At 71.4% G+C, this 16,600-nt stretch carries 20 protein-coding genes and 1 riboswitch; of the genes, 7 read left to right on the forward strand and 13 right to left on the reverse strand.

The genetic code is table 11. The annotated features are described in order from the left end of the window. Nucleotides 1-2: 2 nt before the first annotated feature. The 4 genes from ACWC0C_RS16555 to ACWC0C_RS16570 form a co-directional block, all read right to left on the reverse strand. Nucleotides 3-428, reverse strand: a complete 426-nt coding sequence (locus ACWC0C_RS16555) for a GNAT family N-acetyltransferase (RefSeq protein ID WP_450864603.1) — start codon at nt 426-428, stop codon at nt 3-5. Between the two features lie 45 nt (nt 429-473). Beyond that, nucleotides 474-1,361, reverse strand: a complete 888-nt coding sequence (locus tag ACWC0C_RS16560; RefSeq protein WP_450864604.1) for an LLM class F420-dependent oxidoreductase — start codon at nt 1,359-1,361, stop codon at nt 474-476. A gap of 63 nt (nt 1,362-1,424) precedes the next feature. Beyond that, a complete protein-coding gene (locus ACWC0C_RS16565) occupies nt 1,425-3,995 on the reverse strand; it encodes an ABC transporter permease (protein ID WP_450864605.1) in 2,571 nt (856 codons plus the stop codon). A gap of 4 nt (nt 3,996-3,999) precedes the next feature. Then, nucleotides 4,000-4,821 carry an ABC transporter ATP-binding protein gene (locus ACWC0C_RS16570; protein ID WP_450864606.1) on the reverse strand — a complete coding sequence of 274 codons (822 nt, stop codon included), beginning with the start codon at nt 4,819-4,821 and terminating at the stop codon, nt 4,000-4,002. A 117-nt stretch (nt 4,822-4,938) separates the two neighbouring features. On the opposite strand from ACWC0C_RS16570, the gene ACWC0C_RS16575 reads away from it, so the two are divergent. Beyond that, nucleotides 4,939-5,184, forward strand: coding sequence for a toxin-antitoxin system HicB family antitoxin (locus tag ACWC0C_RS16575; protein ID WP_449195445.1), 246 nt, complete (start codon nt 4,939-4,941; stop codon nt 5,182-5,184). Between the two features lie 4 nt (nt 5,185-5,188). Beyond that, entirely contained in the window at nt 5,189-5,563 is a 375-nt protein-coding gene (locus ACWC0C_RS16580) for a fic family toxin-antitoxin system, toxin component (RefSeq protein WP_449195446.1), read from the forward strand. A gap of 5 nt (nt 5,564-5,568) precedes the next feature. Here ACWC0C_RS16580 and ACWC0C_RS16585 read toward each other — a convergent pair whose 3' ends face one another. From ACWC0C_RS16585 to bioB, 4 genes are all read right to left on the reverse strand, one after another. After that, complete coding sequence (locus ACWC0C_RS16585; RefSeq protein WP_450864607.1) at nt 5,569-6,261, reverse strand: class I SAM-dependent methyltransferase; 693 nt, start codon at nt 6,259-6,261, stop codon at nt 5,569-5,571. 285 nt (nt 6,262-6,546) lie between these two features. Continuing rightward, complete coding sequence (gene bioD, locus ACWC0C_RS16590; RefSeq protein ID WP_450864608.1) at nt 6,547-7,263, reverse strand: dethiobiotin synthase; 717 nt, start codon at nt 7,261-7,263, stop codon at nt 6,547-6,549. 1 nt (nt 7,264) lies between these two features. After that, entirely contained in the window at nt 7,265-8,554 is a 1,290-nt protein-coding gene (locus ACWC0C_RS16595) for an adenosylmethionine--8-amino-7-oxononanoate transaminase (protein WP_450864609.1), read from the reverse strand. Then, complete coding sequence (gene bioB / locus ACWC0C_RS16600) at nt 8,547-9,743, reverse strand: biotin synthase BioB (RefSeq protein ID WP_450864610.1); 1,197 nt, start codon at nt 9,741-9,743, stop codon at nt 8,547-8,549. The genes ACWC0C_RS16595 and bioB overlap by 8 nt, the downstream gene beginning before the upstream one ends. A gap of 147 nt (nt 9,744-9,890) precedes the next feature. Between bioB and ACWC0C_RS16605 the strand changes: the two genes are divergently transcribed. Further along, nucleotides 9,891-11,018 carry an 8-amino-7-oxononanoate synthase gene (locus tag ACWC0C_RS16605; protein WP_450864611.1) on the forward strand — a complete coding sequence of 376 codons (1,128 nt, stop codon included), beginning with the start codon at nt 9,891-9,893 and terminating at the stop codon, nt 11,016-11,018. Between the two features lie 57 nt (nt 11,019-11,075). Here the strand turns inward: ACWC0C_RS16605 and ACWC0C_RS16610 are convergent, their stop codons facing one another. After that, nucleotides 11,076-11,297: a DUF397 domain-containing protein gene (locus tag ACWC0C_RS16610; RefSeq protein ID WP_450864612.1), complete on the reverse strand. Its 222-nt coding sequence runs from the start codon at nt 11,295-11,297 to the stop codon at nt 11,076-11,078. A 9-nt stretch (nt 11,298-11,306) separates the two neighbouring features. Beyond that, a complete protein-coding gene (locus ACWC0C_RS16615; protein WP_449195453.1) occupies nt 11,307-12,167 on the reverse strand; it encodes a helix-turn-helix domain-containing protein in 861 nt (286 codons plus the stop codon). 214 nt (nt 12,168-12,381) lie between these two features. Between ACWC0C_RS16615 and ACWC0C_RS16620 the strand changes: the two genes are divergently transcribed. Both ACWC0C_RS16620 and ACWC0C_RS16625 read left to right on the forward strand, forming a co-directional pair. Then, the gene (locus ACWC0C_RS16620) at nt 12,382-12,840 is read left to right on the forward strand and encodes an ATP-binding protein (protein WP_449195454.1); all 459 of its coding nucleotides are present in this window, start codon (nt 12,382-12,384) and stop codon (nt 12,838-12,840) included. 194 nt (nt 12,841-13,034) lie between these two features. Then, nucleotides 13,035-13,478 (forward strand): LysE family translocator, encoded by a 444-nt coding sequence (locus ACWC0C_RS16625; RefSeq protein ID WP_450864613.1) that lies wholly within the window; start codon nt 13,035-13,037, stop codon nt 13,476-13,478. A 225-nt stretch (nt 13,479-13,703) separates the two neighbouring features. Here ACWC0C_RS16625 and ACWC0C_RS16630 read toward each other — a convergent pair whose 3' ends face one another. The 3 genes from ACWC0C_RS16630 to ACWC0C_RS16640 form a co-directional block, all read right to left on the reverse strand. Next, complete coding sequence (locus ACWC0C_RS16630; RefSeq protein ID WP_449195456.1) at nt 13,704-14,177, reverse strand: C40 family peptidase; 474 nt, start codon at nt 14,175-14,177, stop codon at nt 13,704-13,706. Between the two features lie 3 nt (nt 14,178-14,180). Further along, a riboswitch (cyclic di-AMP (ydaO/yuaA leader) is annotated at nt 14,181-14,318 on the reverse strand. A gap of 435 nt (nt 14,319-14,753) precedes the next feature. Next, a complete protein-coding gene (locus ACWC0C_RS16635; protein WP_449195457.1) occupies nt 14,754-15,059 on the reverse strand; it encodes a hypothetical protein in 306 nt (101 codons plus the stop codon). Between the two features lie 7 nt (nt 15,060-15,066). Then, nucleotides 15,067-15,702, reverse strand: coding sequence for an ATP-dependent Clp protease proteolytic subunit (locus ACWC0C_RS16640; RefSeq protein WP_450864614.1), 636 nt, complete (start codon nt 15,700-15,702; stop codon nt 15,067-15,069). Nucleotides 15,703-15,790: 88 nt separating this feature from the next. Between ACWC0C_RS16640 and ACWC0C_RS16645 the strand changes: the two genes are divergently transcribed. Both ACWC0C_RS16645 and ACWC0C_RS16650 read left to right on the forward strand, forming a co-directional pair. After that, nucleotides 15,791-16,069 carry a type II toxin-antitoxin system Phd/YefM family antitoxin gene (locus ACWC0C_RS16645; protein WP_449195459.1) on the forward strand — a complete coding sequence of 93 codons (279 nt, stop codon included), beginning with the start codon at nt 15,791-15,793 and terminating at the stop codon, nt 16,067-16,069. 227 nt (nt 16,070-16,296) lie between these two features. Further along, nucleotides 16,297-16,599: an urease subunit gamma gene (locus tag ACWC0C_RS16650; RefSeq protein WP_093479411.1), complete on the forward strand. Its 303-nt coding sequence runs from the start codon at nt 16,297-16,299 to the stop codon at nt 16,597-16,599. Nucleotide 16,600 lies beyond the last annotated feature (1 nt).

The following is a 16,600-nucleotide window of genomic DNA, read 5'->3' on the forward strand; positions in this document are numbered from 1 at the left end:
CCTCAGTCGGCGAGCGGCTTCACCCAGCGCCGCCACTGCTCCTCGGCGCCGTAACCGGCCGCACTCCAGGCGTGGTGCGCGCGCTCGTTGCGCACCAGCACCATCGCGTCCGCGCGCCGCCCGCCGAGCCGTACGAACCGCTCCTCGGCGGCGGCCAGCAGCGCCGAGCCGATGCCCCGCCGGCGCCGCCGCGGATGCACCGCGAGCCGGTACAGATGGCAGCGCCAGCCGTCGAAGCCCGCGATCACCGTGCCGACCAGCTCGCCGTCCAGCTCGGCCAGCAGCAGCGCCTCGGGGTCGTGGACGACGAGCCGCTCCACGCCGTCCCGGTCGTCGCTGATGCTGGTGCCTTCGGCGGCCGCCTTCCAGAAGGCGAGCACGGCGTCGAGGTCGGCGTGGGCTGCTGGGCGTATACGCAGGTCAGTCATGTGATCATCGGAACACGCGGGGTGTGTCCCGTGCGGGGATTTCCATCATGCGGACTCTGAGCGAAGCCGCTCCATCACCGGCGCGAAGGCCTCCATGTACGGCTCCAGCACGGTCAGGTAGGAGAACCCGAACCGCTCGCGCTGCGCCCGCACCCGCGCGACGACGTCGTCCAGCGGGCCGGCCAGCACGATGGGCAGGGCCAGCGCGTCGTCCAGGGTGAGCTGCGCCTGCCGTTCCAGCAGCGGCTTCAAGGCGGGCTCGGGGTCGTAGGTGACGGCCACGAGCTGGATGAGCAGGTTCAGTTCGGCCTCCTGCGCCCGGCCCGACGCCAGGTCCCGGTAGCGCGCCACCCGCTCGTCCAGCTCCTCGGCGGTGAGCGGCTCCAGCGTCCCCGGAGCCGACCCCGGGCGGGCTCCGGGGAAGGCCGCGATGTCCGCGTGCTCGGCGGTCAGCCGCAGCATCCGGTCGCCATTGGCGCCGATCAGCAGCGGCACCCGGGACTGTGCGGGCCGGGGCTGCTGCTCGGGTGAGCCGAGCAGCCGGTCCAGTTCCTCGACCGTACGCCGGAGGTGGTCCACCCGCTCGCGCGGCGAGCCGTACGGCAGCCCGGCCGTCTCGTGCTCGGCCCGCACATACCCGGTGCCCAGCCCGAGTTCGAGGCGCCCGCCGGTGAGCGCGTCCGTGGTCGCCACCTCACGGGCCAGCAGCGTCGGATTCCAGAAGCCCGCGTTGAGCACAAAGGTGCCGAGCCGGGGCCGCTCGGTGGCCTCTGCCGCCGCGACCAGCGCGGGGAACGGCGCGACCATGCCCAGGTGATCCGGTACGAGGATCACGTCGTACCCCAGTTCCTCGGCGCGCCGGCACTTCGCGCGCCACTCGGCGGCGGGCGCCGGCGTGAGCAGATTGACCCCGAAGCGGAACGGACGCGGCATGAATTCTCCCCGGTTTGACGTGACTTGAGCCTGCATCATGATCCCTCACGACGACCGGGCACGTCATTCGTGGGCGATGGCCGCCAGCACGTTCATGCGCGACGCCCGCAGCGCGGGCAGCAGAGCCGCCACCACGCCCACCACCGCCGAGCCGATCACGACGGCGACGATCGTGGTCCAGGGGATCGCCAGCGCCGTCAGTCCGCGCAGGGCCAGCACCCGCTGCATGCACACGCCCCACACGAGGCCCAGCGCCAGCCCGAGCACCGCGCCGAACACCGCGATCACCACCGACTCCAGCCGGATCATCCGGCGCAACTGCCGCCGCCCCAGCCCGATCGCGCGCAGCAGCCCGATCTCGCGGGTGCGCTCCACCACCGACAGGGCGAGGGTGTTGACCACACCCAGCACGGCGATCACGATCGCCAGTCCGAGCAGCGCGTACACCAGGTAGAGCAGGACGGCGATCTGGTCGTGGACGAGCTGTTTGTAGTCGGTCTGGTTGCGCACCTGGACCTGCGGGAACGGCTTCAGCGTGTGTTCCAGGCGGGGGCGCAGGTCCTGCGGTTTCGTCCCCGTGGCCGCGTTGACGTAGAGCACGGAGTCCTGCGCGTCCGGCACGTACTTCTCAAGGGTGGCGAGGCCGAAGTACAGCCCGCCCTGGGCGCCGAAACCATCGGCCGTCTCCTGCTTGGTGAGGGCGGCGACGGTCAGCTCGGTGTGCCGCCCGCCCGGGAACTCGACCGGCACGGCACTGCCGACGCGCACGCCGTGGTCCCTGGCGAAGTCGGCGTCCATGGCGAGATGACCGTCCGCCAGCGCCGCCGCCGAGCCGCCCTGGGCGTAACTGATGTGCACGACGTCGTCGAGCCCCGGGCCGTACGCGACGGCGGACGTCCGGGTCCGGTGTCCGTCCGGCAGCCGTACTGCGATCTGGGTGAGCCGCTGCGGTACCACGAGCCCCACGCCGCGCGTGCGGGCCGCGCTGTCCCGCACCTCCTTGGTGAACGGGGTGAAGTTCGTGTTCTGGATGACGAAGTCGGCGCCGAGGTTCTTGTCGATCTGCCGGTCGAAGGAGGCGGACATCGAGGCGCTCGCCACCGACATCCCGCCGACCAGGGCCAGACCCACCATCAGCGCGGCGGCGGTGGCGCCGGTACGACGCGGGTTGCGCAGGGCGTTGCGCTGGCTCATCCGGCCCACCGGGCCGAACAGCGCGGGGAAGGCCGCGCCCAGCACCCGGATCACCGGCCGCACCAGCAGCGGACCGGCGACCACTGCCGCGATCAGCGTCAGGGGCACGCCGACCCCCAGCAGCGAGGCCGCCTGCGCGGTCTTCGTGGCCGCCGCGCACCCGGCCAGCGCCGCGGCACCGGCCGCCCCGACCACCGCACCGACGATCGCCCGCACCTTCAACGGCTTGCCCACACCCGCGACTTCGGCATCGACCAGCGCCGCCATCGGGGAGACGGCCGCAGCGCGCCGGGCGGGCAGATAGGCGGCCACGAAGGTGACGCCGAGACCGACGACGTACGCCGCGACGGGCGTGCCCCAGCCGATGACCATCTCTGTGGCCTTCAGGTTCATCCCGAACGCGCTCATCAGCCGGATCAGGCCCAGCGCCAGCCCGATCCCGGCCGCGAGGCCGAGCGTCGAACCGACCAGGCCGAGCAGCAGCGCCTCCGTGAGCACCGAGCGCCGCACCTGCCTGCGGTCCGCGCCGAGGGCCCGCAGCAGGCCGAGTTCGCGGGTGCGCTGGGCGATCAGCATGGAGAAGGTGTTGACGATGAGGAACACGCCGACGAGGAGGGCGACACCGGCGAAGCCCAGCATCACGTACTTGATCACGTCCAGGAACGTGCCGAGGCCGGCCGCCGCCGACTTGGCCTGCTCGTTCGCGGTCTTCAGGTCGTAGGTGCCGGTGCCGACCGCCTGGCCGACGCGCCGCTTGAGCTCCGCGTCGGGCAGGCCCTTGACCGCGTCCACCGCGATGCTGGTCGCCCGCGCGGAGGAACCGAGCAGTTCGCGGCCCGCGACCGCCGGGTCCAGGAAGACCAGGGCCGCACCGGGGTTGGTGGTGGTGAACGTGGCGATGCCGACGACCCGCACCCGGAACGTGCCCGGCTGTGCCTGCACGGTCAGCGTGTCGCCGATACGCACGTGCTTCTTGCTGGCCGTGTCGGCGTCCAGCAGCGCCTCACCCGCACCGTGCGGCGCATGGCCGGAGGTGAGCTTCACCGGGCTGCGGTGGGTGACGTACCAGGCCATCGCTATGGTCGGGGCGCCGGTGGTGGGCCCGACGGACCTGTTGTGGCTGTCGACCACGACGGCGTTCTGCACCGACACCTCGGCGCGGGCCGCCGCGACGCCGTCGACCCTCGCCACCCGGTCCCGCAGCGCGGCCGGCAGCGTCTGCACCGAACCGCTCACCCGGGCCGACCTCAGGTCCAGCTGTTTCGGCTGGACCGTCACATCGGCGGCGGTGGAGGCGAACAGCCGGTCGAACGTGCGCGTGACGGTGTCGGAGAAGATGAGGCTGCCCGCGACGAAGGCCACGGACAGGATCACGGCCAGCGCGGACAGCGCGAGCCGCCCCTTGTGCGCGAGGAAACTCCTCAGGGTCGCCTTGAGCACCCGGTCAGTCCTCTCGGGTGGTGCCGTCGTCGCTGTCGCCTTCGCCGAGCCGCCCCCGGACCACGTCGAAACGCTTCATACGCTCCAGTACGGCGTCCGCCGTCGGCCGTTCCATGTCGTCCACGATCCGCCCGTCGGCCAGGAACAGCACCAGGTCGGAATGGCCGGCGGCACCGGGGTCGTGGGTGACCATGACCACCGTCTGCCCGAGATCGTCCACCGCCTCGCGCAGAAAGCCGAGCACCTCGAGACCGGACCGCGAGTCGAGGTTGCCGGTCGGCTCGTCCGCGAAGATCAGCTCCGGCCGGGAGGCCAGCGCCCGCGCGCACGCGACCCGCTGCTGCTGACCTCCGGAGAGCTGGGCGGGCCGGTGCGTCAGGCGGTCGCGCAGGCCGAGCGTGTCGATGACCTGGTCCAGCCAGCGCGGGTCGGGCCGACGGCCCGCGATGTCCATGGGCAGGGTGATGTTCTCGGCGGCCGTCAGCGTCGGGATGAGGTTGAACGACTGGAACATGAACCCCACCCGGTCCCGCCTGAGCCGGGTCAGCTCCCGTTCCCTCAGCCCGGTGATCTCGGTGCCGCCCAGCCACACCTGGCCGGCCGACACCGTGTCCAGGCCCGCCAGACAGTGCATGAGCGTGGACTTCCCGGACCCCGAGGGGCCCATCACGGCGGTGAAACGGCCGCGCGCGATGTCCACGTCCACCGAGTCCAGGGCGAGTACGGCCGTCTCGCCGGAGCCGTACGCCTTGGTCAGCCCGCGGGCGCGGGCCGCGACGGCGCCGTCCGGCGCGTGCTGCGCAACAGGTGCAACAGGTGTGGACAAGAGCGCCTCCCGGTCGCCTGAACCGCCCGTCCCGGGCGAGCGTAGGGGACAAGCCGACCCGGCGCACCGATTCTGCGCGCCCTTGCCTTGCTAGCATCCCGGCGCTAGCGTCGAAGCATGGCGAAGACCCAGCTGAACGTGCGCGTGGACGAGGGCACCGCCCGCGCGGCCCGCGAGCGTGCCCTGGCCCGCGGCATCAGCGTCAACCGCTATATCGAAGAGCTGGTCAGACAGGACACCGGGGAGGCCGGCCGTACGTTCGTCGAGGCCGCCGCCGACTTCATGAAGCAGTACGAGTCCGTGTTCGCCGAGGAGTTCGGCGAGACCCGCGGCACCGCCATCGGCACCGGGGACGGCCGCTGATCCCTTGAACGAGTTCAGCATCGACCTCGCCTGGCTCCTCATGCTCGCCGAACAGAGAACGCCCGGGGACCCTCAGGTCACCGACTGGGGTGCGCTGATCGCCGCCGTCGCACGGCACCGCGCCGAGATATTCGGCGTGCCCGTCTACGACGACCCGCACACCCGTGCCGCCTCGCTGCTCCAGTTGCTGATCCACGTGCCGGCGCTGGAGCGGTCCAACGCGCTGTTCGCCTCCGCGGTCGCCTATGCCTACCTTCTCGCCAGCGGCGAGAAGGTGGCCACCACGGCCGAGCAGGTGCGCGACCTCGCCCGGCTGGTGAAGGAGGGCGCGGCGGGCGTCGACGACATCGCGCGCGAGCTGCGGCGCTGGAGCCTGTGATCAGATCAGCGCGCGTTCGGCTCTTGCGGCCGCCAGGCGACGCCGAGCGTGCAGTACGAGGTCGGCAGCGCGGGACCGTTCTCCGGCAACAGCACCTGCCGCTGGGGACCCAGCGTGAACCCGGCACCGCGCAGTGCGGCAACCGGTTGCCGGGCCAGATGGCAGCCGCCGGTCAGCGCGGGCCACAGGGTCCGGTCCAGGGAGCGCTGGGTGAGCGTCATCAGGTGGCCGCCGCCCCGGCCGTGCTCGAAGAACCGCACCTGGCCGCCCGGCCTGAGCACGCGCCGTACCTCGCTCAGCGTCCGTGACACGTCCCGCACGCTGCACAGCACCAGGGAGAGTACGGCCGCGTCGAAGGCCTCGCTCTTGACCGGCAGGGCCTCCGCGGCGCCCGGCACCACGTCGACCGGTACCTGGGCGCGCAGGGCCGACTCCAGCGCCAACTGCCTCAGCAGGGGCTCCGGTTCGATCGCGACGACCTCCGCGACGGTCCCGGGGTAGTGCGCGAAGTTCAGCCCGTTGCCCGCGCCGATCTCGATCACCCGCCCGGACAGCCCGGCGAGCAGCCGCTCCCGGATCCCGGCCATGCCCAGCCGGGTCTCGGCGCTCACGCTGACACGGGCGTAGTAGCGGGCGAACAGCGGGTGGTGAACGGGACTCCGGGCCACCTTGTCGGAGCCGGCGGACAGCAGCCGCATGACGAACCTCCCGGAACTGGACGACCTAGGAGCAGTCTCCCCCGTACGACCCCTCTCCCACCCTCAGCGACAGCCCTGCCCGGCGCGGCAGGTCTGGGGGTTCGGTTGGTTGGAGGGTGGGGTGACCGTCGGCTGGACCGGCGCGGAGGCTGGTCCTTCGGAGGTGCCGCGGTGCCTCTGGAGTCGGGAGGCGTGGGGTCGGCTCGACACGGTGTTTCCCGGCTCCCGCTTTGAACGTGGGTCCGGCGTGGCGTATTCCGGGGCCCTGCCCGCATGCCGATTCGGCTACGGTGCCTCCCGGACCCGGAACGCCTCCGCGTCCCAGGTACCGTCCAGGCGGGGGGCCAGCCAAGTCGGTGCTGATGTGCGGAAGTCGGACGGTGACAGTGACCCCGCCCCGGAGGGGATCGCGCCCAGCAGGGGAGCTCCCGCCACCTCTGGGAGGTCGGTGACGTTGCAGCGGGTGGCCAGGTCGGGGGAGGCGGGCCAGCTGCCGATGACCACACCGGCCAACTCCAGGTTTCGGCGCCGCAGTTCGAGTGCCGTCAGCTCGGTGGTGTTGAGCGTGCCCAGGCCGGCCTGGGCGACGACCAGCACCGGTGCGCCGAGCAGCGCGGCCGCGTCGGCCAGGGTGCCGCCGGCCGCGTCGAAGCGGACCAGCAGCCCGCCCGCCCCCTCGACCAGCACCAGATCGTGCTCGGCGGCCAGCTTGGCCGCCCGGTCGGCCACCTCGTGGGGGTGGACGGGGGCCATGCCAGCGCGGCGGGCCGCCGTGCCCGGCGCCAACGGCTCGGGGTAGCGGGCCAGTTCGGTGGCCGTCAGCGCACCCGCCAGCCGTGCGATCTCCTCGGCGTCCCCGGGCTCGTCCGGCCGCACGCCCGTCTGGGCGGCCTTCAGCACGGCCACCGAGCGTCCGGCCGCGAGCGCGGCCGCGGCGACGGCGGCGGTGGTGACGGTCTTGCCGACCTCCGTGCCCGTCCCCGTGATCACCAGTACCGGCATGTCATCCCTCCCGCGCCGCGGCGCACACCGCGCGCCCGATCCGTGCCACGTCCTCGTCCGAGGTGATGTACGGCGGCATCGTGTAGACCAGATCGCGGAACGGGCGCAACCAGACGCCCTCCCGCACGGCGGCCATGGTGGCCGCGGCCATGTCCACCTCGTGGTCGAGCTGGACGACGCCGATCGCCCCGAGGACGCGGACGTCCCGTACACCGGGCAGCCCGCGAGCGGGTGACAGGCCTTCCCACAGACCCGCTTCGATCCGCTTGACCTGCGCCCGCCAGTCCTGCCCGAGGAGCAGTTCGATGGACGCGCAGGCCACGGCCGCCGCCAGCGGGTTGCCCATGAACGTCGGGCCGTGTGCCAGCACCGGCACCTCGCCCCGCGAGATGCCCTCGGCGATCCGCGCGGTGCACAGCGTCGCCGCCAGCGTCAGATAGCCGCCGGTCAGCGCCTTGCCCACGCACATCACATCCGGGGTGACGCCCGCGTGCTCCGCCGCGAACAGCGCTCCGGTGCGGCCGAATCCGGTGGCGATCTCGTCGAACACCAGCAGCACGTCGTTCGCGTCGCACGCCTCGCGCAGCACCCGGAGGTACGTGGGGGAGTGGAAGCGCATCCCGCCCGCGCCCTGCACCACCGGCTCCACGATCACCGCGGCCAGCTCGTCCGCGTGGCGGGCGATCAGCTCACGCAGATGGTCCGCGTACGACTCCTCGTACTCGACGGGCGGTGCGTCGGCGAAGACCTGGCGCGGCAGCACGCCGGACCACAGTCCGTGCATCCCGCCCTCCGGGTCGCACACCGACATCGGGTGCCAGGTGTCGCCGTGGTAGCCGCCCTGCCAGGTCAGCAGCCGCTGTTTGCCGGGCCGGCCGAGCGAGCGCCAGTACTGCAGGCTCATCTTCACCGCGACCTCGACCGACACGGAGCCGGAGTCGGCGAGGAAGACGTGCTCCAATCCCTCTGGCGACATGTCGACAAGGTGCTTCGCGAGCCGTACGGCCGGCTCGTGTGTCAGGCCGCCGAACATCACATGGCTCATCCGCCCGAGCTGCCGGTGCGCCGCCTCGTTGAGGACCGGGTGGTTGTAGCCGTGGATCGCCGACCACCACGAGGACATGCCGTCCACCAGTTCGCCCGAGCCGTCGCCGAGCCGCAGCCGCACGCCGCTCGCCGACTCCACGACGAGGGGTTCGACGCGTCCGGGCATCGGGCCGTACGGATGCCACACATGCCGTCGGTCCAGCTCCAGCAGCTCGGGCACGCTCAGGCCGGGCAGGTCAGGCATTGGGCGCGACGTCCGTTCCGGCGCCCCGGCGGCGGACGGCGACGAGGTCCGTACGCGCCTCCTGCGCGGTCGGCGCGGCCGTCGTACCGCACGTGTCCGGCGTACTACCGCAGACGTCCGCGCCCTCGTGCGAACCGCAGCCCTCGTGCGAACCGCAGACGGATCCGCAGCCGCCCGCGGCCTCGACCCGGTGCTCCGGCAGTGTCACCTCTCCGGCGCCCTCCACCTCGAACCCGGCGTCCGCGATCATCTCCAGGTCGGCCTTGCCGGCCTGGCCCTCGCTGGTCAGGTAGTCGCCGAGGAAGATGGAGTTGGCCAGGTGCAGGGCGAGCGGCTGCATCGTGCGCAGATGGACCTCACGGCCGCCCGCGATACGGACCTCCACGTCCGGGCAGACGAACCGGACCATCGCGAGGATCCGCAGGCAGCGCTGCGGGGTGAGGTTCCACTCCTTGGCCAGCGGGGTGCCCTCGAACGGGATGAGGAAGTTCACCGGCACCGAGTCCGGGTCCAGGTCGCGCAGCGAGAAGACCACGTCGACCAGGTCCTCGTCGCTCTCGCCCATGCCCGCGATCAGACCGGAGCAGGCGGACAGACCGGCCGCGTGCGCCTTCTGTACCGTGTCCACCCGGTCGGCGTAGGTGTGGGTGGTGGTGATGTCCCCGTACGTGGACTCCGAGGTGTTGAGGTTGTGGTTGTAGGCGTCCGCGCCCGCCTCGCGCAGCCGCTCGGCCTGCCCGTCGGAGAGCAGACCGAGGCAGGCGCACACCTCGACCTGCTCGTTCTGGTCCTTGATCGCCTTGATGGTCTCCGAGACCCGGTCCACGTCCCGGTCCGTCGGGCCGCGCCCGCTGGCCACCAGGCAGACCCGCTTGGCGCCGCCCGCCAGACCCGCGGCGGCCGCCTGGGAGGCCTCGTCCGGCTTCAGCCAGGTGTACTTCAGGATGTCGGCCTTCGAGCCGAGCCGCTGGGAACAGTAGGAGCAGTCCTCCGGGCACAGGCCCGACTTGAGGTTCACCAGATAGTTGAGCTTCACCCGTCGCCCGAACCAGTGCCGGCGCACCTTTCCGGCCGCGGCCACCACATCGAGCACATCGTCGTCGGAGGTGGCCAGAACGGCGAGCGCTTCCTCGCGGGTCGGCAGCTCGCGCCGAAGCCCCTTGTCCACCAGCGTGTTCAGCAGGTCCATGAGATCCGATCCTGTCCTACGGGACCGCCCCGGGCCAAGGAGAGTTTGCACAACGGAGACGGTTCACCGTGTGGGTATTGCCACACCCTGGGCCGCTGGTCGTGCCGCTAGTGTCTGTCCGCTACCTACAAAAGCACCGGAGGGGTCATGGCGTTCGGCTGGATCGAGGAACAGGCGGAGGCGCGCCGCCGCGCCGGACTCGTACGTACCTTGCGCCCGCGCCCCGCCGACTCGCCCCTGCTGGACCTGGCCAGCAACGACTACCTGGGCCTCGCCCATCACCCCGAGGTCACCGAGGGTGCCGCCCGGGCCGCCCGGACCTGGGGCGGCGGCTCGACCGGATCCCGGCTCGTCACCGGCACCACCGAGCTGCACACCGAGCTGGAGCGCGAGCTGGCCGCCTTCTGCGGCTTCGAGGCGGCGCTGGTCTTCTCCTCCGGGTACGCCGCCAATCTGGCCGCGGTCACCGCACTCGGCCCGCACGGCTCGCTGATCGTCTCCGACGCCGGCAACCACGCCTCCCTCATCGACGGCTGCCGGCTGGCCCGGGGTGAGCGCCAGGTCGTCGGGCACGCCGACCCGGAGGCCGTGCGCAAGGCCCTGGCCACGCACGGGGGACCGGCGATCGTCGTGTCCGACACGGTGTTCTCGGTCGACGGCGACCGGGCACCGCTGACCGCGCTGGCCGAGGCGTGCCGGGAGCACGGCGCCGGGCTGGTCGTGGACGACGCGCACGGGCTCGGAGTGCTGGGCGACGGCGGCCGGGGCGCGCCGTACGCGGCCGGTCTCGCGGGCGCCGCCGACGTAGTGGTCACGGCCACCCTGTCCAAGTCGCTGGGCAGTCAGGGCGGGGTGGTGCTCGGCCCGGCGCGGGTGATCGACCATCTGGTCAACGCGGCCCGGACCTTCATCTTTGACACGGGCCTTGCCCCGGCGGCGGCCGGCGCCGCGCTCGCGGCACTGCGGCTGCTCGTCCGTGAACCCGAGCGCGCGGCGCGGGCCCGTGCGGTGGCCGCGGAACTGCACGCACGACTGACCGCCGCGGGTCTGGAAGCGGTGCGTCCGGACGCCGCGGTGGTCTCCGTGCGGGCTCCGTCCCCGGAGCAGGCGGTGCGCTGGGCGGCCGACTGCCGTACCGCGGGGCTGGCCGTCGGCTGCTTCCGCCCTCCTTCCGTGCCCGACGGGATCTCCCGGCTACGGCTGACCGCCCGCGCCGACCTGTCCGGGGCGGAGATCGAACGCGCTGTACGGGTCATCTGCGAAACGCGACCATGAGTCGGCGTGACACGGCCGTGCTTTGCGCGTGGATGGATGGCTTGTGATCGTTTTTGATCAGATGGCGGTGATGAACCCGGTCCAGCTCTCGGTGGAGAAGAGCAGCGCCGGTCCGTCCGGAGCCTTGGAGTCGCGCACGGCGAGCGCTCCGGCCCCGGGGCCGGAGCTCGGCCGGGCCGTCTCCACGCAGTTGTTGGCTCCCGTGCTGTAGCTGCTGCGCAGCCAGTCCACGTCGTGCAGGTCGGTACTGGCAGGGACGTTCCGAGGCGGTGCGGTCATGGTGCCTCCTTACGCGCCGTCACCTATCCCGGCGATGTAGTCCAACGATTCCTCGGGGGAAAGGGCGTGGAACTGAAGGGTGTCGAAGGCCTCGGAGTAGGCCATGAGGTCTTCTTTCCGTTCCAGGTAGAGGCTACTCGTCAACTGGTCTAGAACCACCACATCCAGATCAGAAGTGCTCGGAAATGAGAAGATTACGAAAGCTCCGGTGAGGCCGACATGCGCTCCGGTGCCGAACGGCAGTACCTGGAGCCGGACTTGGGGCAGCCGGGCCGCCTCCACCAGCCGCTCCAGCTGCCGGGCCATCACCCCGGGGCCACCGACCTCGCGTCGCAGCACGGCCTCGTCCAGCACCGCGCTCAGCCTCAGCGGCCGTTCGGTGCGGAGCACGTCCTGCCTGGCCAGCCGCACCTCCACCAGCGTGTCCAAGCGCTCGTCGTCCAGATCCTTCACCGCCGCCCGGGTCACCGCGCGGGCGTACTCGGGCGTCTGCAGCAGGCCGGGTACGACCGTGGTCTCCAGGGTGCGCATCGCGCTCGCCTGCGACTCCAGGCTGATGAAGTCCCGGTACGTGGGGGGCAGGACCCCGCGGTAGGCGTGCCACCAGTGGTGCCGGTCGCCTCGGTCCTCGGAGCCCGCCAGCATCAGCAGCAACTCGCGCAGGTGCCCGTCCTGGACCCCGTAGGCGTCCAGCAGTAATCGCACATCGGCTGGTTTCACGCCGCTGGCACCGGTCTCGATACGGCTCACCTTCGACTGGTGCCAGCCCACCAGCCGGGCCGCCTCGCCGCTCGTGAGCCCAGCACCGGTACGCAGCGTGCGCAGTTCGGCGCCCAGTTTGCGGCGGCGCACTGCCGGCCCGTTCTGCATGGGCTCCTCCTTACTCCTTCCGGGCCGCCCAAATACGGTCTCGCGTCGTAGAGTTCACCGCTTCGGGCGACAGATATATGCATATCTTGGTGGATCGCTCCCCGTGACCGGCCCGGTGGTGGCAGTCTGACGAGCAAGCACCAGTCCGGGACCGTACTCGAACCCATCCGCTCCGTGTCGGACTGCGGTCCCGTGGGAAAGGGACGACGTCGCCATGGCAGACCATCTGGAAGCATCCGTCACTCTGCCGAGCGATCCCGCCTCGGTCTCCGCGGCCCGCACGTATGTCGTGGGTACGCTCGCGGAGTGGGGCCTGCCGTCGGACACCGAGACGGCCGACACCGTGCGGCTCATCGTCTCCGAACTCGCCACGAACGCCGTACAGCACACCTTCGGTCAGTCACCCACCTTCACGGTTGACATCGCCCTGGACCGCGACGAACACCTCCGCATCGGCGTCACGGACAGTCATCCGCGCTTCCCGAAGAGACTGCCCGCCGCCGTCCAGCAGGACAACGGCCGCGGCATGGTCATCATCCGCTGGCTCACCGCGGAGTGCGGCGGCAAACTCCGCGTCCGCCCCACCCGCGAGGGCGGCAAGACGGTCTCCATCGAACTCCCCTGGACCACCCCGGCGGAGCCGGTCCCGGCAGCGGGCCAACAGGAACCGTAGCCCTCCGGGCGGGGCGGGGTACTGGGCCGGCATCCCTCTCCGGGTTGTCTGTTTGCGCGGGGTCCTGGGGCGATGGGTGGGTGCGGCTGGGGCGGGCCGTGGAGCGGATTGGGGCGTGCGGGTGAAGGTGGGGGTTAGGGGCTGGGCGACGTCGAGCGGGGGGTGGTGATGGGTACGGGATATCGGGGCGGCTCGTGGTGGGCGAGGTGCTGGTGGTGCCCGGGCCCGGTAGACGCCGGACGAACTGGACCGTGCTGGTGGCGGTGCCCGCGCTGTTCCGGGCGTTGCAGCTGCTGTGCTGCAGCTCGGGGTGCGCACCCTGTGGCCGCTGTACGGGACCCGAGGAGTCGGCGGGCGAGGCGGCCGCGCACCCGCTCCGGCAGGGCTTCGGCACCAACGTCCTCAACCCGAAGGCGTCGCTGACCTTCCCGAGCCTGCTGCCGCAGTTCGTGCCTGCCACGAGCCCCGCGCTGACCGTGTGCGCACTGGTGTGGTTCCAGGTGGTGGTGGCACTACTGGTGGACCGGCTGGGCCGGTGGTTGCGCCGACCCCGGCCCGCCCGTGGACTCCAGGCGGGCACCGGGGTGGCGCTGACGGTACCGGGAGCGGCTCTGTTGCTGGAGCCGCTCCTGCCCTGACGACGGGTCAGCCGGCCCTGCCGTAGCGGGCCCAGCCAGCCGCAGCCGCCGTAGCGGATCGGGTGGCCGGACCCGCCGTAGCGGGCCCAGTCAACCGCACCCCCATAGCGACTCGGGTCGCCCGAACCCGCCGTAGCGGACGGGGTCGGCCGGCCCCGCCGTAGCGGGTCGGGTCAGGCCCGCCGTAGGAGGGCGGGGCGGCCGAACCCGCCGTAGGAGGCCGGTTCAGCTGACCCGGCCGTACCAGACGCTGTTCGTCCAGATCTTCTGGAGCCGCACCACGTCCCCGGTCCTCGGCGCGTGCCAGATCTTGTTGTGGCCCGCGTAGATGCCGACGTGGTAGACGTACGAACCCGAGTGGAAGAACACCAGGTCACCGGCCTTGCGGCTACCGGCGGAGATGTGGTGCGTCTTGTTGTACTGCTGGGCGGCCGTACGCGGCAGGGTCTTGCCCGCCTTCTTGAACGAGTACAGCGTCAGCCCCGAGCAGTCGAACCTGCGCGGCCCGGTGGCCCCGTACTGGTACGGAGCCCCCTTCTTGGAGGCCGCGACCTGCAGTGCTTTGGTCGCGAGGCTCGCCGCCGAGGCATCGGTGGCGAGACCGGGCACCGCGATCGAGCCGCCGACGGCGGCGAGGGTGAGGGCCGAGGCCGTGCCGGCCCGGGCCATGAGCGACGGGACACGATTGAGCGCAGTCATGCGCAACCCTTCGTCAGCCGCCTGTGAAGGATGACCTGTCGGATTCGGGCTGGCGAAGTTGCCCGGCCGCGTTGCCGCGGCTTCACCCCAAGGGCTGCTCGGAACCTCCGGCCGTCTGTGGCGAGCAGACGAACATCCGTTCCGGCGACCCGTCTTGCCTGGGTCCTCCACTCCTGCCGATCCACTCCTGTCGACCGGTGTCCGGGCGGCGGCAGGACTCGGCGTCCGCCCGGACCGCCCCGCCGCGGTGGCGGGGGCTTGTCGTCAGACAGGGATCTTCACGCATGACTGTCTGAAAATCACAATGGAACCGGGGATTTGTGGCGTTACTCACCACTCACCCATTCGAGTGGACGACGCTGTGTTCGACGCGCCGTCAGGTCCCGGTCGTAGCCTCCGACCTGGGGCGGAGCCCCTTCCTTCCGAGCCTCGGACCCGCGCGATGCGCAAGTCGGGAGGCCCGGAGAGCGATCCGGATGTCCATCGGTCGGGGGTACGCCGTTCGGGTCGTTGCAAGTCCGGTCTGGACGGCGTGTGTCGACACCCGGGTCCGGTCCGGCTGGTCCGGCGCCCGGATCAGCCGACGCCGTCGGGCGGGAGCGCGACGCGCGCGGTCCGGCGTTCACCGTCCAGCACCCGCAAGGCCCGTGCCAGCGTGTCCCCGTGCAGCTCCGTCTCGCCCCGCTGGTGCATCAACGCGAGGGCGTCCCGCAGTTCTGCGGCCTTGCGCACCAGGCCCTGGGCCGCGCGCAGCCCGCGATAAGTGTCCCCGCCGTGCGCGGGATTGACGCGGCCCAGCAGGTCGACCGCCTCCAGATAACGGTCGATCAGATCACCTTCGGCGCGGGTCAGCGCGGGCAGCGGCGGCAGTTCCGGCAGCATCGGCGGCTCACTTCGCGTCCGGTGCGCCGGGCATGCTCCGGCGGCTGGGCACGATGCCGTCCACCAGACCGTAGGCCACGGCCGCGGAGGCGTCCAGGACCAAGTCCCGTTCCAGGTCGCGGTGTACCTGCTCGGCCGTGCGCCCGGTGTGCTGCACGAGCATCTCCTCCGTCACCGCGCGGACCCGGGTCAACTCCTCGGCATGGATGAGCAGATCGCTGGGCTGGCCCCGCACCGGCTCGGGCAGCTGGGGTTGCGCGATCACGATGCGCGCGCCGGGCAGGGCGAACCGCTTGCCCGGTGTGCCGGCCGCGATCAGCAGCGCGGCCTGGGACGCGGCCTGGCCCAGGCAGTAGGTGGCCACGTCGCAACTGACGTAGCGCATCGTGTCGTAGACGGCCGTGAGCGCGCTGAACGAACCGCCCGGCGAGTTGACGTACAGAGTGATGTCCCGCTCCGGGGCCGCGTGTTCGAGGTACATGAACTGGGCCATCACGTCGTTCGCGGCGGCGTCGTCCAGCGGGGTGCCGAGGAAGACGATCCGGTCCTCGAAGAGCTTGCCGTAGGGATCGAGCGTGCGTGCGCCGCTGCTGGTGCGCTCGGTGAACTCGGGCAGGACATGACGGGCGGACGCTCGGGACACGGGCATACCCCTTCTCATTCGCACGGCCTCCGGTGGGCGCGGCTTCTGTAAAAAATGTACAGGACGTACGTGACGTTATGATGGGGGCATGGCCTACGAGATTCCGGTGACGCAAGCCAGGGCTGAGCTCGCCGACCTGATCAACCGGGTGGTGTACGGCGGCGAGCGTGTCGTCGTGACGCGGCATGGAAAGCCGCTGGTCGCGCTGGTGTCGGCCGCCGATCTGGAGCGGCTGGACGCGCTGGACGAACCGGCCGAGGAGCAGGTCGTCAGCTCGGTCTCGGGCGTCCGGGAGGTCGGTTCCGCCGCGCGCGAACAGCAGCGGTTCGGGATCGTCGCCGAGCATCGCGGTCCCGGCGCGTCCTGACCCGCGCCGGTATCGGGGGTCCCATCGCCCGGTCATCGGACGATCAAGGTCCGGTTAACGTCACTGAAACTCCGGCGTTCTAGCCTGCCGATCGACGCCATCAGGGGCTTTTCTGCCCGGATCGAGGACGATCCGGGGATTTTGTCTGCGTGTTACACCTATCCCTGTCGCGATGGCTGTGGCAACCGGACCCCGCACGGTCCGGAGCAAGGACTGTGAGGTGGGACGTGCAACTGACCCCGCACGAGCAAGAGCGGCTGCTCATCCATGTGGCGGCCGACGTGGCCGAGAAGCGCAGGGCCCGCGGGCTCAGGCTCAACCACCCCGAAGCGGTCGCCCTCATCACGTCGCACATCCTCGAGGGCGCGCGCGACGGCCGTACGGTCGCCGAGCTCATGTCCTCCGGCCGCAAGCTGCTCACCAGGGACGACGTCATGGACGGGGTTCCCGAGATGATCCATGACGTGCAGGTGGAGGCCACCTTCCCGGACGGCACCAAGCTCGTCACCGTCCACGAGCCGATCATCTGAG

Source organism: Streptomyces sp. NPDC001709 (assembly GCF_053596375.1).

Coding starts and splice junctions, on each gene's coding strand:
- ACWC0C_RS16555 (WP_450864603.1), bottom strand. CDS start 428: ATGACTGACCTGCGTATACGCCCAGCAGCCCACGCCGACCTCGACGCC.
- ACWC0C_RS16560 (WP_450864604.1), bottom strand. CDS start 1,361: ATGCCGCGTCCGTTCCGCTTCGGGGTCAATCTGCTCACGCCGGCGCCC.
- ACWC0C_RS16575 (WP_449195445.1), top strand. CDS start 4,939: ATGGCGAAGACCCAGCTGAACGTGCGCGTGGACGAGGGCACCGCCCGC.
- ACWC0C_RS16585 (WP_450864607.1), bottom strand. CDS start 6,261: ATGCGGCTGCTGTCCGCCGGCTCCGACAAGGTGGCCCGGAGTCCCGTT.
- bioD (WP_450864608.1), bottom strand. CDS start 7,263: ATGCCGGTACTGGTGATCACGGGGACGGGCACGGAGGTCGGCAAGACC.
- ACWC0C_RS16595 (WP_450864609.1), bottom strand. CDS start 8,554: ATGCCTGACCTGCCCGGCCTGAGCGTGCCCGAGCTGCTGGAGCTGGAC.
- bioB (WP_450864610.1), bottom strand. CDS start 9,743: ATGGACCTGCTGAACACGCTGGTGGACAAGGGGCTTCGGCGCGAGCTG.
- ACWC0C_RS16605 (WP_450864611.1), top strand. CDS start 9,891: ATGGCGTTCGGCTGGATCGAGGAACAGGCGGAGGCGCGCCGCCGCGCC.
- ACWC0C_RS16610 (WP_450864612.1), bottom strand. CDS start 11,297: ATGACCGCACCGCCTCGGAACGTCCCTGCCAGTACCGACCTGCACGAC.
- ACWC0C_RS16615 (WP_449195453.1), bottom strand. CDS start 12,167: ATGCAGAACGGGCCGGCAGTGCGCCGCCGCAAACTGGGCGCCGAACTG.
- ACWC0C_RS16620 (WP_449195454.1), top strand. CDS start 12,382: ATGGCAGACCATCTGGAAGCATCCGTCACTCTGCCGAGCGATCCCGCC.
- ACWC0C_RS16630 (WP_449195456.1), bottom strand. CDS start 14,177: ATGACTGCGCTCAATCGTGTCCCGTCGCTCATGGCCCGGGCCGGCACG.
- ACWC0C_RS16635 (WP_449195457.1), bottom strand. CDS start 15,059: ATGCTGCCGGAACTGCCGCCGCTGCCCGCGCTGACCCGCGCCGAAGGT.
- ACWC0C_RS16645 (WP_449195459.1), top strand. CDS start 15,791: ATGGCCTACGAGATTCCGGTGACGCAAGCCAGGGCTGAGCTCGCCGAC.